This window comes from Mycobacterium ulcerans subsp. shinshuense (genome assembly GCF_002355775.1).
Lineage (GTDB): Bacteria > Actinomycetota > Actinomycetes > Mycobacteriales > Mycobacteriaceae > Mycobacterium > Mycobacterium marinum.
Window position 1 is genome coordinate 1,320,922 of sequence record NZ_AP017624.1, and the last position, 18,948, is coordinate 1,339,869.

15 protein-coding genes and 2 pseudogenes are annotated in these 18,948 nt (G+C 70.9%); 9 read left to right on the forward strand and 8 right to left on the reverse strand.

What is annotated here, in order from left to right; translation table 11 throughout:
• Positions 1–18 precede the first annotated feature (18 nt).
• Complete coding sequence (locus SHTP_RS30315; RefSeq protein ID WP_231991629.1) at positions 19–234, reverse strand: hypothetical protein; 216 nt, start codon at positions 232–234, stop codon at positions 19–21.
• A gap of 86 nt (positions 235–320) precedes the next feature.
• Positions 321–2,627 carry a PE family protein gene (locus SHTP_RS06160; RefSeq protein WP_420872923.1) on the reverse strand — a complete coding sequence of 769 codons (2,307 nt, stop codon included), beginning with the start codon at positions 2,625–2,627 and terminating at the stop codon, positions 321–323.
• Positions 2,628–2,928: 301 nt separating this feature from the next.
• Here SHTP_RS06160 and SHTP_RS06165 point away from each other — a divergent pair, with 301 nt between their 5' ends.
• On the forward strand, positions 2,929–3,858 hold the full coding sequence (locus SHTP_RS06165; protein WP_172900512.1) for a sigma-70 family RNA polymerase sigma factor: 930 nt from the start codon (positions 2,929–2,931) through the stop codon (positions 3,856–3,858).
• A gap of 144 nt (positions 3,859–4,002) precedes the next feature.
• Positions 4,003–6,169, forward strand: a pseudogene (locus SHTP_RS06170) (PE family protein).
• Positions 6,170–6,175: 6 nt separating this feature from the next.
• On the opposite strand, the pseudogene SHTP_RS06175 reads toward SHTP_RS06170, so the two are convergent.
• Positions 6,176–6,808 (reverse strand): annotated as a pseudogene (locus SHTP_RS06175) (carboxymuconolactone decarboxylase family protein); the annotation flags it as partial.
• Positions 6,809–6,877: 69 nt separating this feature from the next.
• On the opposite strand from SHTP_RS06175, the gene SHTP_RS06180 reads away from it, so the two are divergent.
• The 4 genes from SHTP_RS06180 to SHTP_RS26800 all read left to right on the forward strand — a co-directional run bounded on the left by SHTP_RS06180 (position 6,878) and on the right by SHTP_RS26800 (position 11,712).
• Positions 6,878–7,321: a condensation domain-containing protein gene (locus tag SHTP_RS06180; RefSeq protein ID WP_015354785.1), complete on the forward strand. Its 444-nt coding sequence runs from the start codon at positions 6,878–6,880 to the stop codon at positions 7,319–7,321.
• 213 nt (positions 7,322–7,534) lie between these two features.
• Positions 7,535–8,890 (forward strand): PE family protein, encoded by a 1,356-nt coding sequence (locus tag SHTP_RS29960; RefSeq protein WP_157756276.1) that lies wholly within the window; start codon positions 7,535–7,537, stop codon positions 8,888–8,890.
• A 4-nt stretch (positions 8,891–8,894) separates the two neighbouring features.
• A complete protein-coding gene (locus SHTP_RS26795) occupies positions 8,895–9,260 on the forward strand; it encodes a hypothetical protein (protein WP_231991824.1) in 366 nt (121 codons plus the stop codon).
• Complete coding sequence (locus tag SHTP_RS26800) at positions 9,196–11,712, forward strand: GTP-binding protein (protein WP_157756280.1); 2,517 nt, start codon at positions 9,196–9,198, stop codon at positions 11,710–11,712. Before SHTP_RS26795 ends, SHTP_RS26800 begins: the two co-directional genes overlap by 65 nt.
• 11 nt (positions 11,713–11,723) lie before the next feature.
• Here the strand turns inward: SHTP_RS26800 and SHTP_RS06195 are convergent, their stop codons facing one another.
• Genes SHTP_RS06195 through sdhC form a run of 4 tightly spaced genes read right to left on the reverse strand, consistent with a single transcriptional unit; the run spans position 11,724 to position 15,205 of the window.
• Positions 11,724–12,536, reverse strand: coding sequence for a succinate dehydrogenase iron-sulfur subunit (locus tag SHTP_RS06195; protein WP_096370077.1), 813 nt, complete (start codon positions 12,534–12,536; stop codon positions 11,724–11,726).
• Positions 12,536–14,290: a succinate dehydrogenase flavoprotein subunit gene (gene sdhA / locus SHTP_RS06200; protein WP_096370078.1), complete on the reverse strand. Its 1,755-nt coding sequence runs from the start codon at positions 14,288–14,290 to the stop codon at positions 12,536–12,538. Before sdhA ends, SHTP_RS06195 begins: the two co-directional genes overlap by 1 nt.
• A 28-nt stretch (positions 14,291–14,318) precedes the next feature.
• Complete coding sequence (locus SHTP_RS06205; RefSeq protein WP_012393082.1) at positions 14,319–14,786, reverse strand: succinate dehydrogenase hydrophobic membrane anchor subunit; 468 nt, start codon at positions 14,784–14,786, stop codon at positions 14,319–14,321.
• A complete protein-coding gene (sdhC, locus tag SHTP_RS06210) occupies positions 14,783–15,205 on the reverse strand; it encodes a succinate dehydrogenase, cytochrome b556 subunit (RefSeq protein WP_096370079.1) in 423 nt (140 codons plus the stop codon). The genes SHTP_RS06205 and sdhC overlap by 4 nt, the downstream gene beginning before the upstream one ends.
• A gap of 219 nt (positions 15,206–15,424) precedes the next feature.
• On the opposite strand from sdhC, the gene SHTP_RS06215 reads away from it, so the two are divergent.
• From SHTP_RS06215 to SHTP_RS06225, 3 genes are read left to right on the forward strand one after another with little or no spacing between them, the layout of a single operon-like run.
• A complete protein-coding gene (locus SHTP_RS06215) occupies positions 15,425–15,823 on the forward strand; it encodes a cytidine deaminase (protein ID WP_012393084.1) in 399 nt (132 codons plus the stop codon).
• Positions 15,820–17,121, forward strand: coding sequence for a thymidine phosphorylase (locus SHTP_RS06220; protein WP_020727320.1), 1,302 nt, complete (start codon positions 15,820–15,822; stop codon positions 17,119–17,121). The genes SHTP_RS06215 and SHTP_RS06220 overlap by 4 nt, the downstream gene beginning before the upstream one ends.
• Positions 17,118–18,206: an adenosine deaminase gene (locus SHTP_RS06225; RefSeq protein WP_096370080.1), complete on the forward strand. Its 1,089-nt coding sequence runs from the start codon at positions 17,118–17,120 to the stop codon at positions 18,204–18,206. The genes SHTP_RS06220 and SHTP_RS06225 overlap by 4 nt, the downstream gene beginning before the upstream one ends.
• Before the next feature lie 8 nt (positions 18,207–18,214).
• Here the strand turns inward: SHTP_RS06225 and SHTP_RS29700 are convergent, their stop codons facing one another.
• Positions 18,215–18,640 (reverse strand): hypothetical protein, encoded by a 426-nt coding sequence (locus SHTP_RS29700; RefSeq protein WP_265338865.1) that lies wholly within the window; start codon positions 18,638–18,640, stop codon positions 18,215–18,217.
• Between the last annotated feature and the right edge of the window lie 308 nt (positions 18,641–18,948).

Below are 18,948 nucleotides of genomic sequence, written 5' to 3' on the forward strand. Positions count from 1 at the left end.
GGGGCAGTGGCGGGGTTGCTAGCCCAGCCCGGCGTTTCCATTGGCGCCCAGCAGGGTGCCGCCGGTGCCACCGGTGCCGGGGTCGCCGGTGGGTGTGCCGTCGGTGTCGGTGCCGGCGTTACCGCCGTTGCCTCCGTCACCGATCAGGCCTGCGTCGCCGCCCTCGCCACCGGTGCCTGTGCCGCCGCCGGCATTGGCTTGGCCGCCCTGGCCGCCGGCTCCGCCGACGCCCAACAGTTCTCCACCGCTGCCGCCGGCCCCGCCATCCCCCCCGTTGCCGTTGCGGGAGATCCCGCCGGTGCCCCCGGCGCCGCCGTTGCCTAGCCAGCCGGCGTCACCACCATGTCACTGGCACCGGCGGGGCCGCTGACGCTAAACGCGCCAGCTCCGCCGGCCCCGCCGCTGGACCACAGCAGCCCGGCGTGACCCCCCTGCCCCCCGTTCCCGCTCGCGGCGACGGCGAACCCGCCGGGCCCGCCGATCCCGCCGCTACCGAACAAGAATCCGGCATTCCCGCCGGCCCCGCCCGTTCCGCCCGTGGATGTGACGTCGAAAGCATCAGATCCACCGGTGCCACCGGCTCCGCCGGCCCCACCGAGCAATCCGGCGTCCCCGCCGGCGCCGCCAATCCCCCCGCCAGCGAGAGCGGCAGGTGTGGAAGGACTTACGCCGAGTCCGCCGGCGCCACCGTGGCCTCCACCGGCGCCGACCAGCCCGGACAACAGCCCGCCTGCCCCGCCGTTCCCGCCGGCCCCCCCGAACCCGGGATTGCCCAAGCCGGCCCCGCCGGCGCCGCCGTTCCCGCCGGCCCCGAACAGCCCGCCGTTGCCCGCGTCCCCGCCGTTGCCGCCCGTAGCTCCGTTGAAGGTGGCGGCGCCGCCGGTGCCGCCGGTGCCGCCGTCTCCGGATAGCCAGCCGCCGGCTCCGCCGGCTCCGCCATTACCGGTGGTGGATCGCGCACCGGCCCCGCCGGTGCCGCCGGTGCCCCATAGTCCGGCGGCGCCGCCCGAGCCGCCGGCCCCGTCCGAGCCTGCTACGGCGGAGCCGCCCGCTCCGCCGTCGCCGAGCAGCCAGCCGCCGGGGGTGCCGTCGGCGCCGCTGTCGGCGGGTGCGGGGGTGCCGTTGCCGATTAGCGGCCGTCCGGTCAGGTCCTGGACGGGGGAGTTGATCGCCACCAGCGCCTGCTGCTGGGCGACATGGATGGGTGAGGTGCTGGTGGGGGCGTTGTATCCGTCCAGCCCCAATAGCAGCCCGCCGATGCCTCCGGCGCCGGTAGTGCCGGTGGTGGGGCCGATTCCTCCGATGCCGCCGTTGCCGCCATTGCCGACTACCACGGCATTGCCACCGGTGCCACCGGCACCTCCGTCAGTGGGGCCGTGCCCGCCTGCGCCGCCGGCACCGCCATTGCCGAGCAGTGTCCCGCCGGTGCCGCCGCCACCACCGTCACCGCCACTCCCGATGTTGGCGGCTCCCCCGGTGCCCCCGGCGCCGCCGTCGCCCAGCCAGCCCGCACCACCCCCCGCACCACCCTCGCCCCCGGTCTCGCCGAAGCCGCCGGTACCGCCGGCGCCTCCGTTGGAGAACAACAGTCCCGCATCCCCACCGGACCCACCCGCACCACCGGCACCGCCGTACCCGCCGGTGCCGCCGGTGCCGCCGCTGCCGAATGCCCACCCGCCATCACCACCGGCGCCTCCCGCGCCCCCGGAGCCACCGCCGAAGGTGTCCCCACCGGCGCCCCCCGGCCCGCCGAGCAACCCGGCATGGCCGCCGACTCCACCAGCGCCACCATCAAACGCTCCGTACCCACCGGTACCGCCATGGCCGCCACCGGCACCGACGACACCGGACAGCACCCCGCCGGCCCCGCCGGTTCCTCCCACACCGCCAGTCCCGCCGTTGGAAAGTCCGCCAGCGCCGCCTACTCCGCCACCGCCCAACAGTCCGCCGGCGCCACCGGCTCCGCCGGACCCGCCATCCCCGGCGCCCGAGAACCCGCCGGCTCCGCCGGCTCCGCCGGTCCCCATCAGCCAGCCTCCGGCCCCACCGGCGCCCCCGTTTCCGCCGTCCCCGTTGAAGGTTCGGCCGCCGGCTCCGCCGGCGCCGCCGGTACCCCATAGCCCGGCCGCCCCGCCGTTGCCTCCGGCCATGCCGGGTGCTCCCGAGCCGCCGGCTCCGCCGTCACCGAGCAGCCAGCCGCCCGCGGCGCCGTTAGCCCCGGTGCCCGGGGCGCCGTTGGCGCCGTTGCCAATCAACGGGCGTCCGGTCAACGACAACACGGGTGCGTTGCTCGCCGCGAGCAGATCCCCAGACACCACCTGGGCTGGATTGGCCAACACCGCCGCCGCGGCGGCCTCGGCGCTGGAATAAGAGCCCGCCCCGGCGGCCAGGGCCTGGGCGAATCGCTGCCCAAGCGACTGAGCCTGGGCGCTGGCGGCCTGGTAGGCCTGCGCGTGGGTGGAAAACACCGCCGCGATCGCTTGGGATACCTCATCTCGCGCCGCGGCCAGGACCTGTACGGTCGGGGCGGCCGCGGCCGCGGTGGCCTCACCCAGCGCCGAGCCGATCCCGGCCACCTCGCTGGCGGCCGAGCCCACCACTTCAGGTACTGCGATCACAAACGACATTCCCGAAACCTCCGACAGGGTCAGCACCACCGAGCAAACGGCCGGTCACCGGTGACATCTTCGTTAATTAGCACCCTAGAGCGGACCGGGCCGCCGATCGTGGCTATCGGCAAAGTCATTGTCTTGATCCTTTTTTCGTCTGGACCACGGTGCGGACTTCGTCCTCGGCGAGGCGGCTCGCGCCTACCGCAATGTCCCTCCGCGGGGCAGCAGGGCCCGGCTATTGCGCGGCTGGCAAACAGGCCGAAGCTGGCCGTTGCGGTGCCCAGTGCCGGGGTTCTGGGAGCGTTACGCTCGGGTGATGGCTGTGCTTGGGGCGCAGGCGGCGTCGACATTCGAGTCGCTGCGACCGCATCTCATGTCGGTCGCCTATCGGCTGACTGGAACCGTCGCCGACGTCGAGGACATCGTGCAGGAAGCCTGGTTGCGCTGGGACGCGGCACCGGGCCGCGACGACGTGGCCGACCTGCGTGCTTGGCTGACCACCGTGGTCAGCCGGCTTGGCCTGGACAAGTTGCGTTCGGCGGCCCGGCGGCGCGAGACCTACACCGGGCATTGGCTGCCCGAACCGGTGGTCACCGGGCTCGGGGACGCGGGGGGCGCTGATCCGCTGTCGGCGGTGGTCGCGGCCGAGGATGCCCGCTTTGCGGTCATGGTGGTGTTGGAGCGGCTCAGCCCGGATCAGCGGGTCGCGTTCGTGTTGCACGACGGGTTCGCCATGCCGTTCGCCGAGGTGGCCGGGGTGATCGGGGCCAGTGAGGCCGCCGCGCGCCAACTGGCATCGCGGGCGCGCAAGGCCGTGGCGGCGGCGCCCCCGCCTCAGCCCGACCCCACCCACGACGAGGTGGTTGGTCGGCTCATGGCGGCCATGGCCTCCGGTGACCTGCATTCGGTGTTGTCGCTGCTGCATCCGGATGTGACCTTCACCGGTGACGCAAATGGCCGCGCCCCCACCGCGGCTCGGGTGATCTGCGGCGCGGACAAGGTGGCCCGGTTCATGCTCGGCCTGGCTCGGCGCTACGGCCCAGCGTTCTACACGGCGAATCAGTTGGCCTTGGTCAACGGCGAATTGGGTTCCTACACACTGGGCACGGCCGGCGACGGCGGGCATTGGGCGATGTTGCCGCGCATCACCGCGATGACAGTGCGCGACGGAAAGGTATGCGCCCTTTGGGATATCGCCAACCCGGACAAGTTCAGCGGTTCACCCCTGCGTGACCTCGTCGGCTAGTCGCGGCGGCGCGCCCCGCCTGACCGGCATGGCAGCCGATTTTTCGCGCGCGTAAAGGCTTGGCTGAAAGCCGAAACTTCGCCAAACCGCTGGCTAGCCTGAGCTTTCTGTACCTAGCCAACAGTGCCTGCGCGGAGGTCGGCGATGTCATACGTTCTAACGATTCCCGACGCGCTGACCTCAGCGGCCAGGGATGTGCGGGGAATCGGCGCGGCGCTGGACGCAGCAAACCTGACGGCGGCGGTCCCGACCGCAGGGGTGCTGGCCGCGGGTGGCGATGAGGTGTCGGCGGCGGTCGCGGCGGTGTTTTCTGCCCATGCCCAGGACTATCAAGCGCTCAGCGCCGAGGCGACGCAGTTTCAGAGCCGGTTTGTGTCGGCGCTGAGCAATGCCGGAAGCGCCTATGCGGCCGCCGAGGCGGCCGCCGCGTCGCCGTTGGCCACCGTGCAGGAGGACCTGCTGGCTGTGATCAATGCGCCGACCCAAGCGCTGTTGGGGCGCCCGCTGATTGGCAACGGTGCCGACGGGACGGCCGCCAATCCGAATGGCGGGGCGGGCGGGTTGTTGTACGGCAACGGCGGCAACGGCTATTCCTCAACGACCGCCGAGGTGGCCGGCGGCAATGGCGGCGCCGCGGGGCTGATCGGCAACGGCGGGACCGGCGGCGGCGGTGGGGCGCGGGCGGCCGGCGGATACGGCGGCCACGGCGGCTGGTTGTACGGCAGCGGCGGTGCCGGCGGCGATGGCGGATCGGGCGCCGCAATTTCCGCAGGCGTGGTCGCAGGTGCCGGCGGAGCGGGCGGGGCCGCGGGGTTGTGGGGCTCAGGAGGGGCCGGTGGTGCCGGCGGGGCCATGACCGGCGGCGGCCAAACCGGCGACGGTGGCGCCGGCGGGGCGGGCGGCCACGGCGGCTGGGTGCATGGCAATGGCGGCGCTGGGGGCGATGGCGGGCTTAGCAACAGAGGCGGCGGCGGCACCGCCGGTGCCGGGGGAGACGCCGGGCTATGGGGCGCCGGCGGGTCCGGCGGGGCCGGTGGGAACGCCCAAGGTTCGACCGGCAACGTGTCCGGGCCCGGCGGGGCCGGCGGTGCGGGCGGCCACGGCGGGTCGTTGTATGGCGACGGTGGTGCTGGTGGGGCCGGCGGGTACGCCACTGCCCAGCACGCCGGCGGCATCGGTGGTGCCGGCGGCTCAGCGGGGCTGATCGGCGATGGTGGGGCCGGTGGGGCCGGCGGTCGTGGACCGACAAGTGCGACTGTGCAGTCGGGCGGGGCCGGTGGGGCCGGCGGGGCCGGCGGGTCGCTGTACGGCGACGGCGGTGCGGGCGGTGCCGGTGGCGACAGTTTTGGCAGCCAAGTGGGTAGTGCTAGCGGCGGTGACGGCGGGGCCGCCGGGTTGATCGGCACCGGCGGCACCGGCGGAGCCGGGGGCAACGGCCACGGTCAGGGTGCCGACGCTCCCGCCGGCGGAGCCGGCGGCACCGGTGGGGCCGGCGGGCGGCTGTACGGCGCCGGCGGGAATGGTGGGGCCGGTGGCGACGGCGGCTCCGGCGGTCAACCAAACGATCAAGATGCCGGGAATGGAGGCTACGGGGGGGGGCGGTGCCGGCGGTGCTGCCGGGTGGTTCGGTGCCGGCGGAAATGGTGGAGCCGGCGGGGTCGGTGGTGACAGCTACGGCGCCGACAGCGGCATCGGCGGACGCGGCGGCGCTGGTGGCGCAGCCGGATTGCTGTCCGGGGCTGGCGGGGCTGGCGGGGCCGGCGGGTCCAGCTCGGGCGGGAACGCAAATGGCGGGGCCAGCGGCGCCGGCGGTGCCGGCGCCCTCGGGGGCCTGCTGAACGGGGCTGGCGGTAACGGCGGCGCCGGTGGGGCCGGCGGCAACGGCGGGGACATCAGTCCTCTTGCGGGCGGTAACGCTGGAAATGGTGGTGTCGGCGGGTCCGGCGGGGATGCCGGTCTGTTCGGTTTGGGCGGAGCCGGCGGGTCAGGCGGCGGCGGTGGGGACAGCGTCGGGCTGCAGAGCGGAGCCGGTGGCGGCGGCGGGGCCGGCGGTGATGGTGGTTTGCTCAACGGCACTGGTGGTGCGGGTGGCGCCGGTGGCGACGGTGGTAGCGCGCTTTCCGGCGGTACCGGGGGTAATGGCGGGGCGGGTGGGGCCGGCGGGGACGCCGAGCTGACCGGAGATGGCGGCAGCGGGGGAGCCGGTGGCGATGGCGGAAGTCCCGGTGGCACCGGCGCGGCCGGCGGGGCCGGCGGGGACGGCGGGCAGCGCGGCGGCAGCCCCGGCGCACCGGGTGCCGCCGGCGTCTGACTGCGCTTACCTCCCGAACTGCGGCTCGGCGGTGGCCCATGGCACGCGGCAGGCGTCACCGAAATTGAAGCCCTGCTCGGTGATGCCCAGCGCGGCGTTCATCCGCGCCCGCATGTTCTCCAAGCCGATCTGATAGGTCAGCTCGACCACTCCGGCGTCACCGAAGCGGCTCCGCAGCTCGGCCACCTGCTCGTCGGTGACGGTGTGCGGGTCGGTGGTTATCGCCTCGGCATAGGCGATAGCGGCGCGCTCGTCGTCGCTGAACAGCGGTGACGTCGCGTACTCGTCGATGTCCTCGAGTCGGTGCACGTCCAGGCCGTCGAGGCGCTGCAGCATCGATCCGAAGTCAACACACCATGAGCAGCCGATTTGGCGCGCGGTCCAGAACACGGCCAGTTCTCGCACGCCGGCCGGCAGCGTCCGTGACGCTCGCTCGACCATGGTTTCGTGCACGGCATTGGCAACCAGCAGACGCCGGTGCTGTGCCACCACGCTGAATGGCTCGGGAACTTCGCCGCGGCGCCGTTTGGCTATCCGATAAAGGGCGCCGACCAGCAGGCCGGCTCGCTTTGGGGGCAAGGGTTCGATACGGGTTTTCTGTGTCATACCCCTCAGACGAGACGGGCCGCCCGAATGTGACAGGCCGGCGCGGCGGCGCTCCAAGAATCTGCCAAGAATTCATCGAGGACTGTGCCGGAGCCTCGGGTCATGTCGTACTCGTATTTCGCGGAGCTGCCCCGGCTCGAGGACATCGAGCCCAGCGCACACACCAACGTGTTGGTCGCACACTCGCGGGTGGATCAGTCGCGCATACGAGCCGCGGTCGACACGGTCTTCGACGCTCATCCCGCCCTCGGCACCATGTTCGAACCCCGGGTGGATACCTGGACGTCTCGGCCCGGCGGCGGCTGGGGTTGGGCGGTGGAACCCCCGGGCGCGGCGGTGGCAGAGGTGGTCGCACGGCATCGGTCCAGCTTCGACATGTGCACCGGCCGGCTGTTCGCTGCGTCGCTACTTCCCGGGGCACCCGAGCGGTTGGTGCTCACCGCCAGCCAACTCTGCATCGACGGCCCGGGGTGGCAGTCGGTGGTCGACGAGTTGGTGCGCGAGTGTGACGGGGACGTCCTAAGGTCTGAAACGTCGAACGCATGAGGTAACCAGCGCCGTGCGTTGGTGCGTGCCGGAGCGGCTCCGATACCCCGGGGCCAGTTGCGTCACTTGCCCGTTGGCCGCGCCATCCCAAGCATTCTAGAATGAAATTCTAAAATGTACTGTGGGCGAGACCGCCGCCGTCTACTCTACTGATTAATCAACAAAGTGACCGGATGACTCCGGTGAGTAGCTAAGACGTCCTGGAGGTCCCAAATGGGGTATGTGGTTGCCGCGCCGGAAATTTTGTCGGTCGCCGCGTCTGATCTGGCAAACATCGGGCCGATGCTTCAGGCGGCCAACGCGGCCGCGACAACCCCGACCGTTTCGGTGCTGTCGGCGGCCGCCGACGAGGTATCGGAAGCCATTGCGGAGCTGTTTGGCGCCTACGCCCGTGACTATCAGGCCATCAGCGCACAGGCGGCTGGGTTTCACGCCGAGTTTGTTCAGGCCGTGAACGCGGCTGCCGAGTGGTATTCGGCCACCGAGGTCGCCAACGCGTCGCCACTGCAGACTCTGCTGGGAGCGGTCAACGCGCAAACCGAGGCCATGATCGGGCGCCCATTGATCGGCAATGGCGCCGACGGGACAGCGGCCAGCCCGAACGGCCAGGCCGGCGGGCTGCTCTATGGCAACGGCGGAAACGGCTACAGCCAAACCGAGGGTGGGCTAGCCGGTGGTAGGGGTGGTGGCGCGGGACTGATCGGCAACGGCGGTGCCGGCGGTGCCGGTGGCTCCGGCGGGTGGCTCTACGGCTCCGGAGGGTCCGGCGGGTGGGGCGGGAACAGCGTCACCGGTATCGGCGGAAACGCCGGGGCCGGTGGAAACGCCGGACTGTTCGGCAACGGCGGATTGGGCGGAAACGGCGGGAACTGGCTCAGCGGGGCGGCCGGTGCGGGTGGTGCCGGCGGCAACGGTGGCTGGCTGATCGGCAATGGTGGCGCCGGCGGCGCCAATGGGGGTGACGGGGGCAGCGCCGCGGGACTGTACAACGGTGGCGGCCAGGGTGGGGATTCCGACGTCGATGGAGTCGCTGGGGGGCGCGGTGGCAACGGTGGTTGGTTGATCGGTCAGGGCGGTGCCGGCGGTGTTGGTGGTGTGGACGGTGACGGTGGCGGCGGGGGCAACGGCGGGTTGATGCTTGGCCGCGGTGGTGCGGGCGGTGCCGGTGGTCGTGGGGGTGCGCGCGGACTGTTCGGGCTGCACGGCAGTGCCGGTGCCGGTGGTATCGGTGGTGACGGTGCCCTGGGCGGGGCTGCTGGTGATGGTGGCTCCGGCGGCAACGGCGCCGCGGGACCGACGGGCGGTGACGGTGGTGCCGGCGGTGCCGGTGGCGATCCCGGCGCGGGCGGCAAGGGGGGCATTGGCGGTGACAGCGGCAACGGCACCCATGCCGCTAGCGGTGCCACCGCCGGTGATGACGGCACCGGAACCCGCGGCATCAGCGGTAATGGCGGGGCTGGAGGTCGAGGTGCCGACGCGACCGTGGCCGGTGGTGCCGGCGGCGCTGGTGGGGCCGGCGGCGATGGCGGGCGCATTGGGTCTGGGCGGTGCCGGCGGCGCCGGTGGTGACGGCATGGCGGGAACTTCGGGTGCGGATGCCACCGTCGCCGGTGCGACCGGTGGTGCCGGCGGGGCCGGCGGCGGCGGTGGTGCCGGCGGGGACGGCGGCAGTGGCGGCACGCATGCCGGCAACGGCGGAGATGGTGGCATCGGCGGCAAGGGCGGGGCCGGCGGTCTTGGCGGGCACGGCGCCACCGGTGCTGCCGGTACGCAGGCCGGTGCCAATGGAGACGATGGTGACGATGGTGGCGTCGGCGGTGCTGGTGGTTCCGGCGGTGCCGGTGGGGCTGGCGGCGGTGCGGTAGCGGCTGGCTATGTCTCCGGCGGTCATGGCGCGGGCGGCGTTGGCGGTGACGGCGCTGGGCGGGGCCGCCGGTGACGGTGGTGCCGGGGCCGCCGGTAGCGCGGCGGTCAACGATGGCGCCGGTGGCGCTGGTGGCGCCGGTGGCGCTGGTGGCGCCGGTGGTGATCCCGGCGCGGGCGGCAAGGGGGGCATTGGCGGTGACAGCGGCAACGGCACCCATGCCGCTAGCGGTGCCACCGCCGGTGATGACGGCACCGGAACCCGCGGCATCAGCGGTAATGGTGGGGCTGGAGGTCGAGGTGCCGACGCGACCGTGGCCGGTGGTGCCGGCGGCGCTGGTGGGGCCGGCGGCGATGGCGGGCGCATTGGGTCTGGCGGTGCCGGCGGTGCCGGTGGTGACGGTATGGCGGGAACTTCGGGTGCGGATGCCACCGTTGTCGGCGGATCCGGCGGCGATGGCAGTGCTGGCGGCAGCGGTGGTGCCGGCGGGGACGGCGGCAAGGGCGGCGCCGGTGCCGGCAACGGCGGCGATGGCGGGGTCGGCGGCAACGGAGCGGCCGGCGGCAACGGCGGGGACGGCGCTGACGGCAAGTTGATGTCGGTCCACAACGGCGCGGGCGGTAACGGTGGAGACAGCGGCGCTGGTGGCGCCGGCGGCAAGGGCGGCAACGGCGGCACGGCGGCGGCGGGCACCCAGGGTCATGGCGGCAACGGTGGTAACGGTGGACTGGCCGGGACTGCTGGTGACGGCGGAGACGGTGCCACCGGTACCTATGACTCGAGGCTGATCGGCGGGGGAGACGGATCCGGAGGGGGGACATATGGTGTCGACCTCACGGGCGGCGCCGGCGGCTCCGGCGGTGACTCCGGGTATAACGGGGCCGGCGGCGCGGGCGGAACCGGTTCCGGCATCAGTTTCAGCGGCTCGACCACGCTCACTGCAGGCAGTGGCAACGGCGGCAACGGCGGGGCGGGCGCTGATTCCGGATGGTCGGCCAGTTCCCCCAACGGCGGTGACGGCGGGGTAGGTGGCGATGGCGGGCGGCTCGGCAACGGCGGCACCGGTGGGGCCGGTGGAGCCGGGAGGGTCGGTGCCGAGGGCAGCGGCGGGCTCGCCGCGGGCGATAGCGGCGGCGCTGGTCAGGCCGGCGGGACCGGCGGTTCCGGTGGCGCCGGCGGCAAGGGCGGTTCCGAGTTCGGCAACGGCGGTAACGGCGGGGCGGGCGGGGCCGGCGGCGACGGCGGTGTTGGCGGCACTGGCGCCGACGGGACGGTCGGCAACGCGCTGTCGAACGATATCGGCGGCGGAACTGGCGGTGACGACGGGACCGGCGGGGCTGGCGGAGCTGGCGGGAAAGGGGGCACCGCGGCAGCAGGTCATGCCGGCGAACAGGGCCACGGTGGGGTGGGAGGTGACGGCGGGACCGGTGGCATCGCCGGCAACGGGGGCGACGGCGCCAATGCCGTCAACCCGGGCCAAGCCGGTGGGGCCGGTGGTAACGGCGGCGATCCCGGCGCCGGTGGTGCTCTCGGCAAGGGAGGCGCGGGCTCCGTGAGAGGTGCGTCCGGCGTCTCAGGCGCCGCCGCCGATCACGGCGGCAACGGCGGCAACGGCGGCAACGGCGCAACCGCCACTACCGCCGGGGCCGCCGGTGGCGCGGGCGGCGCTGGTGGCAACGGCGGCCTGGTTGGCGACGGCGGCGACGGTGGAAACGGAGGTAACGGCGCCAGCGGCGTGGCCGGCGCTGCGGGCGCGGATGGCTCCGTCGGTCGCCCAACGAACGGCGAAGACGGCGGCACCGGCGGGATCGGCGGTGCCGGTGGCAACGGTGGTATGGGCGGAAGCCTCGCAGGTGATGGGGGCTCCGGCGGGGCCGCGGGTGCGGCACCGGTCGGCGACGCGGGCAGCTTGGGTGCCGGCGGGGTCGGTGGAACCGGCGGCCAGGGCGGCGACGGCGGCAACGGCGCCAACGGGCAAACGGGTGGCTACATCCACGGCGCTAGTGGCGGTAACGCTGGCGCCTCCGGTGCAGGGGGTGCGGGCGGGAGTGGCGGCGCTGACAGTAACGGAGCCACAAGTGCCAACGGTGCTACCGGCGCGGCGGGTACCTGGGGCAACGGTAAGAACGGCGGAAACGGCGCCGACGGCGCCGGCGGCGAGGCCGGCGGACGTGGGGGTCGTGGCGGTGACAGCCTGTACGGGACAGCGGGCGACGGCGGCGACGGCGGCCGGGGCGGCGACGCCTATGCCGGCCACAACGCCGGAAATGGCGGAAACGGCGGGGTCGGCGGGGCCAGCAACGTCCACTCGGGCGATGGCGGTAGGGGCGGTGCCGGCGGCACCGGCCTACCAGGGGTTCCGCCCCCATTTGGGAGTGGCGACTACCTGGCCGGTAGCGGCGGGAACGGTGGTAATGCTGGTGCTCTGGGGGTCATTCCGGGTGCGCAAGGCGAATACGGCGGCGCTGCCAATGGCATCGATGGCGGCGGCGGCGGTGCCGGTGGCTTCGGCATCTCCCTATCTTGAGACGGACCGGCTCAGCGGGAGAACAGCAGCGCCCGCTTGACTTCCTGGATCGCCTTGGTCACCTCGATGCCGCGCGGGCAGGCCTCGGTGCAGTTGAACGTGGTGCGGCAGCGCCACACGCCGTCGACCTCGTTGAGGATGTCGAGTCGCTCGGCGGCCGCCTCGTCACGGCTGTCGAAAATGAAGCGGTGCGCGTTGACGATCGCCGCCGGGCCGAAGTAGCTGCCCTCGTTCCAGAACACCGGGCAGCTGGTGGTGCAGCACGCGCACAGGATGCACTTGGTGGTGTCGTCGTAGCGGGCGCGGTCGGTGGGGCTCTGAATGCGCTCCCGGGTGGGCGGGTTGCCGCTGGTGATCAGATAGGGCTTCACCGCGCGATACGCGTCGAAGAACGGCTCCATGTCGACCACCAGGTCTTTTTCCACCGGCAGCCCGCGGATCGGTTCGACGGTGAGGGTGAGCTGTTTGCCCGATTTCTTGGGCAGCAGGTCACGCATCAGCACCTTGCAGGCCAGCCGGTTCACGCCGTTGATCCGCATGGCGTCGGAGCCACACACTCCGTGTGCGCAGGAACGTCGGAAGGTCAGGGTGCCGTCCAGGTAGCCCTTGATGTAGATGAGCAGGTTCAGCAGCCGGTCACTGGGCAGGCACGGCACCCGGAAGCTCTGCCAGCCGCCGGTCGATGCGAAGGCCTCGGGGTCATCCGGGTTGAACCGCGCGATCTTCACCGTCACCATCACCGCACCGTCCGGAACCGGCGGCAACGGTGGGGCCAGCGAGTCGGTGACGTCGTCGGAGGAGGCCCTCTCAGTGTCCAAAGACATCAGTACTTCCGTTCCTTGGGTTCGTAGCGGGTCTGCACGACGGGTTTGAAGTCCAGCCGGATGTCGCTGAGCAGGTCGGTGCCTTCTTTGTAGGCCATGGTGTGGCGCATGTAGTTGACGTCATCGCGGTTGGGGTAGTCCTCGCGGGCGTGCCCGCCGCGGGACTCCTTGCGGTTCAATGCGCCGACCACGGTGACTTCGGCCAGCTCCAGCAAAAAGCCCAGTTCGATGGCTTCCAGTAGATCGCTGTTGAACCGCTTCCCCTTGTCGTGCAAGGTGATGCGGGAATACCGCTCCTTGAGCGCGTGGATGTCGGTGAGTGCCTGTTTGAGGGTTTCCTCGGTGCGGAACACCGCGGCATTGTTGTCCATGGTCTGCTGCAGGGCACCGCGGATGTCGGCGACGGGCTCGTTGCCGTGCTCGGACAGGATGTCGGCTACCCAGCTGACCACCATCGAGGCCGGCTCCGCCGGCATGTCCACAAAGTCGTGCCCGCGCGCGTAGCGAGCCGCGGCGATACCGGCCCGGCGGCCGAACACATTGATGTCCAGCAGCGAGTTGGTGCCCAGCCGGTTGGCGCCGTGCACCGAGACGCAGGCGCACTCACCCGCGGCGAACAGGCCGGGAACGACGTGAGTGTTGTCCCGCAGTACCTGTCCGGTGACGGTGGTGGGGATGCCGCCCATCACGTAGTGGCAGGTCGGATAGACCGGCACCAGCTCGTGCACCGGGTCCACCCCCAGATAGGTGCGGGCGAACTCGGTGATGTCGGGCAGCTTGGCCTCCAGCACGTCCTCGCCCAGGTGGCGGACGTCGATGTAGACGTAGTCCTTGTGCGGACCGGCGCCGCGGCCCTCCAACACTTCCAGCACCATCGAGCGGGCGACGATGTCGCGGGGCGCCAGGTCGACGATGGTGGGGGCGTAGCGCTCCATGAAGCGCTCGCCTTCGCCGTTGAGCAGCCGGCCGCCCTCGCCTCGTACCGCCTCGGAGATCAGGATGCCCAGGCCGGCCAGGCCGGTCGGGTGGAACTGATGGAACTCCATGTCCTCCAACGGGAGTCCCTTGCGGAAGACGATGCCGATGCCATCACCGGTCAGCGTGTGCGCGTTCGAGGTGGTCTTGTACATCCGGCCCGAACCGCCGGTCGCCAGGACGATGGCCTTGGCGTGGAAGATGTGAATGTCGCCGGTCGCCAGCTCGTAGGCGATGACTCCGGTGGCGACCGGACCGCTCGGGGTCTCGGTGAGCGCGAGATCGAGCGCATAGAACTCGTTGAAGAACTCCACGTCGTGCTTGACGCAGTTTTGGTACAGCGTCTGCAGGATCATGTGCCCGGTGCGGTCGGCGGCGTAGCAGGCCCGACGCACCGGAGCCTTACCGTGGTCGCGCGTGTGCCCGCCGAAGCGGCGCTGGTCGATGCGGCCCTCGGGGGTGCGGTTGAACGGCATCCCCATCTTTTCCAGGTCGAGCACCGCGTCGATGGCCTCTTTGCACATGATCTCGACGGCGTCCTGGTCGGCGAGGTAGTCGCCGCCCTTGACGGTGTCGAACGTGTGCCATTCCCAGTTGTCGTCTTCGACGTTGGCCAGCGCGGCGCACATGCCGCCCTGGGCCGCGCCGGTGTGACTGCGGGTCGGATACAGCTTGGTCAGCACCGCGGTGCGGACCCGCGGACCCGCTTCTACCGCCGCACGCATGCCGGCACCGCCCGCGCCGACGATCACCACGTCGTATCGGTGTTGCTGGATCAAGGCTTGCCTTTCCGGACTTTCTGGACTTTCAGGAGATGTTCGCGTCGAACGTCAACAGCACGTAGCTGCCTAGGGCCAGCGTGAACACGATCGACACCACCAGCAGCGAATTCAGCCAGAATCGAGTGGAATCCTTGCGGCTGTAGTCGTCGATGATGACTCGCAGCCCGTTGCCGCCGTGCAACTGTGCCAGCCACAACAGCAGCAGATCCCAGGTCTGCCAGAACGGGGACGACCAGCGCTGCGCCACGTAGTTGAAGTCGATTCGGTAGACCCCGTTTTCCCACATCAGCCCGATGAACAAGTGCCCCAGCGCCAGGAACACCAGCACTACGCCGGAGAATCGCATGAACAGCCAGGCGTATTTCTCGAAGTTGGGCATGCCGGCGCGGCGACGCGGCGAACGTGGATTGTCCAGGCTGGCGGGCCGGTCGTGGCTGCGCTGCAACACCGGAGCGTGCTCGCCCCGGCCGAGCTGGTGGTCTGGGGCGCTCATAGGAAGTGCTCCGCCATGTGAATGCCCAGCACCACCGCCGACGGCACCAGGATCAGCAGCCAGGCCACGCCGATGACCGCCAACATCAGCCGCTGATAGCGCGGCCCCTCTGACCAGAAGTCGATCAAGATGATCCGGATCCCGTTCAGTGCGTGGTAGGAGACCGCGATCACCAGCCCGAATTCCATCAGGCCGACGATCGGTGTCTTGTAAGTGTCGATTACCGAGTTGTAAGCCTGTGGGCTCACCCGCACCAGGGCGGTGTCCAGAACGTGGACAAACAAGAAAAAGAAAATGGCGGCGCCGGTGATGCGGTGCAGCACCCACGACCACATTGCGGGATCGCCCCGATACAGGGTGCGTGGCGGTCGCCTTTTACGGGAAGATCCCGGCGCCTTTTTCGCGGCGGCCGGATCCACGCTTGTCGCCGTTGTGCTCACCTTTTACTGACCCCTTCCAAGCCCTTCAAGCACCCCTAAAAGCCCCTCAAAACCACGGTCGAACAGCTCTTGTCGGGCAATCGAGCTTATCTTGACCGCGATGCGCGCGATACCGCACTCTGCGATCCAGATCATGTGTCGGCTACCGGGAGTTAGGGTGACTTACCTGAAACAGGCCATCGTCGAGCGGGGTTGGGAATGCCCGATATTGATTGGAAACAATTGCGCGACAAAGCAACCCAGGTTGCGGCCGGGGCTTATGCACCCTATTCGCGGTTCCCGGTCGGTGCCGCCGCGCTGGTCGACGACGGCAGGGTCGTTACCGGGTGCAATGTGGAAAATGTCTCATACGGGCTTGCCCTGTGCGCGGAATGCGGTGTGGTGTGCGCCCTGCATGCCACGGGTGGGGGTCGGCTGGTCGCGCTGGCATGTGTCGACGGCCGCGGAGCACCGCTGATGCCGTGCGGCCGGTGTCGCCAGCTGTTGTTCGAGCACGGCGGCCCGGAGCTGCTCGTCGACCATCTCGCCGGGCCTCGCCGGCTCGGCGATCTGCTGCCCGAACCTTTCCACGCCGACCTCACCGGGGAACCAACTTGACCGACTTCGAGTTCGATGCACCGACGGTGATCCGCATCAAGCGTGACGGCGGTCGGCTGTCCGATGCCGCTATCGACTGGGTGATCGACGCCTACACCGAGGGCCGGGTCGCGCCCGAACAGATGTCGGCGCTGCTGATGGCGATTGTCTTGCAGGGCATGGACCGAGGTGAGACCGCCCGGTGGACATCGGCGATGCTGGCGTCGGGCCCGCGGTTGGACTTCTCCGATCTGCGCGCGGGCGGTGCGCCGTTGGTGACCGTGGACAAGCACTCCACCGGCGGGGTGGGGGACAAGATCACGCTGCCGCTGGTGCCTGTCGTCGTCGCCTGTGGGGGCACTGTCCCGCAGGCGTCGGGTCGTGGGCTCGGCCACACCGGCGGCACCCTGGACAAACTGGAATCCATCAGTGGATTCACCGCGACGCTGTCCAACCAGCAGGTGCGTGAACAGCTTTGCGATGTCGGCGCCGCGATCTTCGCCGCTGGTGAGCTGGCGCCCGCCGATGCCAAGCTGTACGCGCTGCGCGACATCACCGGCACCGTGGAATCGCTGCCGTTGATTGCCAGCTCGATCATGAGCAAGAAGCTGGCCGAGGGGGCGGGCGCGCTGGTGCTGGACGTGAAGGTCGGCTCGGGAGCGTTTCTGAAATCCGAAACCCAATCACGTGAATTGGCACACACCATGGTCGAGCTGGGCGCGGCACACGGCGTGCCCACCCGAGCGCTGCTGACCGACATGAACTGTCCGTTGGGCTCGACCGTCGGCAATGCGCTCGAGGTGGCCGAGGCGCTGGAGGTGCTCGACGGCGGTGGGCCGCCCGACGTGGTGGAACTGACGGTGCGGTTGGCAGCCGAGATGCTCGACCTGGTTGGGATCGATGGCCGCGACCCGGCCGAGACGCTGCGCGACGGCTCCGCGATGGACCGGTTTCGCCGGCTGATCGCGGCCCAGGGGGGAGAGTTGGCCAAACCGTTGCCGATTGGTGCGCATTCGGAAACCGTCCGGGCCGGCCGCGGCGGCACAATGGGCGACATCGATGCGATGGCGGTGGGGTTGGCGGCATGGCGGCTCGGCGCGGGCAGGTCCCGCCCCGGCGCACGGGTCCAGCACGGCGCTGGCATTCGGATCCATCGGCGACCGGGGGAGCCGGTGGCGGCCGGTGAGCCCTTGTTCACGCTCTATACCGACACCCCCGAGCGGTTCGGCGCCGCGGTAGCCGAGCTGGCCGCCGGCTTCAGCGTCGCTGACAGCGCGCCGACCACTCGGCCTCTCATCATTGATCGGATCAGCCGATGACAGACATGCCGACGCTAGACGCAATCCGGCAGGCGCCCAAGGCCCTGCTGCATGACCACCTCGACGGCGGGTTACGTCCGGAAACCGTGCTCGACATAGCCGGCCAGGTCGGGTACGACGGCTTGCCCTCCACCGATGCCGGGGAGCTGGCGAGTTGGTTTCGCACGCAGTCGCACAGCGGCTCGCTGGAGCGCTACCTGGAGCCGTTCTCGCACACCGTCGCGGTGATGCAGACGCCCGAAGCGCTGTATCGGGTCTCCTACGAGTGTGTGGAAGATCTGGCCGCCGACGCGGTGGTCTATGCCGAGATTCGTTTTGCGCCAGAACTACACATCAATCAGGGATTGACCTTCGACGAGATCGTCGACGCGGTGTTGGCGGGCTTTGCCGCCGGCGAACGGGCCTGTGCCGGTGCCGGGTGTCCCATCAAGGTGCGCCTGCTGGTCACCGCGATGCGACACGCGGCCATGTCGCGCGAGATTGCCGAGCTGGCGATCCGGTTCCGCGACAAAGGGGTAGTGGGCTTCGACATCGCCGGCGCGGAAGCCGGCTACCCGCCGTCGAGGCACTTGGACGCATTCGAGTACATGCGGGACAACAACGCGCGCTTCACGATTCATGCTGGTGAGGCGTTCGGTCTGCCGTCCATCCACGAGGCGATCGCGTTTTGCGGAGCGGACCGGTTGGGTCATGGGGTGCGGATCGTCGACGACATCGAGGTGGGTCCCGACGGCGATGTGAAGTTGGGCCGGCTGGCGGCAATCCTGCGGGACAAGCGGATTCCGTTGGAGCTGTGCCCCAGCTCCAACGTCCAGACCGGAGCGGTGGCCAGCATCGCCGAGCACCCCTTTGACCTGTTGGCCCGCAGCCGATTCCGGGTCACCGTCAACACCGATAACCGGTTGATGAGCGACACATCGATGAGCCAGGAGATGTACCGCCTGGTGGAGACGTTCGGCTACGGGTGGAGCGATATCCAACGCTTCACGATCAATGCCATGAAGTCGGCGTTCATTGCTTTTGACGAGCGCCTGGAGATCATCGACGAGGTGATCAAGCCGCGGTTCGCGGTGCTGATCGGCTAGCCGGGCGGCTACCCGCCGGAATTGCCGAACACCAGTCCGCCGGACCCGCCGGCACCGCCGACTCCGTCCTGTCCGTCGTTTCCGGCCGGGATGTCGGGCGGACTGTCGGGCCCGCCGGCCCCGCCGGTCCCCGCCGCTCCGCCGGAGCCGCCGGAGCCGATGACCTGTGCGGCTCCGCCGTTTCCGCCGTTTCCGCCGGTGCTACCCGGGTAAAAGCTGGCCGTTCCGGCTCCGCCCGCGCCGCCGCTGCCGCCGGAGCCGTAGAGCCATCCGGCCGTGCCGCCGGTGCCGCCGGCTCCGCCAGTGCCTCTGAGCAGACCGTCGACCCCATCCGGGGTACCCGATACTCCACCTTGTCCGCCGGCCCCGCCGTTGCCGATCAACCATCCGGCGGCGCCGCCGGTGCCGCCGCTGCCGCCGCCGCCGGCGAACACTACGGTGCCGCCCCCCCCCCTACTCCGCCGTTTCCGCCGCTTCCGCCGTCGCCGAATAGCCTTGCGGCCCCGCCGCCACCGCCACTACCACCGGTCCCGCTTGCGGAATCCCCCAACCCGCCGACACCACCGGTCCCGCCGGCACCTCCGCTGCCGGCCAACCAACCGCCGTAGCCGCCCTGGCCACCGTGACCGGCGTCGCCACCGGCGGGGGCGTTGCCATTGCCGCCGGTTCCGCCGGTCCCACCAGCCCCGCCGGCTCGGAACAATCCGGCGGCACCGCCATTGCCTCCCGCCCCGCCACCGCC

Coding starts and splice junctions, on each gene's coding strand:
- SHTP_RS26800 (WP_157756280.1), top strand. CDS start 9,196: ATGTCTCCGGCGGTCATGGCGCGGGCGGCGTTGGCGGTGACGGCGCTG.
- SHTP_RS29960 (WP_157756276.1), top strand. CDS start 7,535: ATGGGGTATGTGGTTGCCGCGCCGGAAATTTTGTCGGTCGCCGCGTCT.
- SHTP_RS06225 (WP_096370080.1), top strand. CDS start 17,118: ATGACAGACATGCCGACGCTAGACGCAATCCGGCAGGCGCCCAAGGCC.
- SHTP_RS06205 (WP_012393082.1), bottom strand. CDS start 14,786: ATGAGCGCCCCAGACCACCAGCTCGGCCGGGGCGAGCACGCTCCGGTG.
- SHTP_RS06180 (WP_015354785.1), top strand. CDS start 6,878: ATGTCGTACTCGTATTTCGCGGAGCTGCCCCGGCTCGAGGACATCGAG.
- SHTP_RS06215 (WP_012393084.1), top strand. CDS start 15,425: ATGCCCGATATTGATTGGAAACAATTGCGCGACAAAGCAACCCAGGTT.
- SHTP_RS06165 (WP_172900512.1), top strand. CDS start 2,929: ATGGCTGTGCTTGGGGCGCAGGCGGCGTCGACATTCGAGTCGCTGCGA.
- SHTP_RS06160 (WP_420872923.1), bottom strand. CDS start 2,627: ATGTCGTTTGTGATCGCAGTACCTGAAGTGGTGGGCTCGGCCGCCAGC.
- SHTP_RS06195 (WP_096370077.1), bottom strand. CDS start 12,536: ATGTCTTTGGACACTGAGAGGGCCTCCTCCGACGACGTCACCGACTCG.
- SHTP_RS26795 (WP_231991824.1), top strand. CDS start 8,895: ATGGCGGGAACTTCGGGTGCGGATGCCACCGTCGCCGGTGCGACCGGT.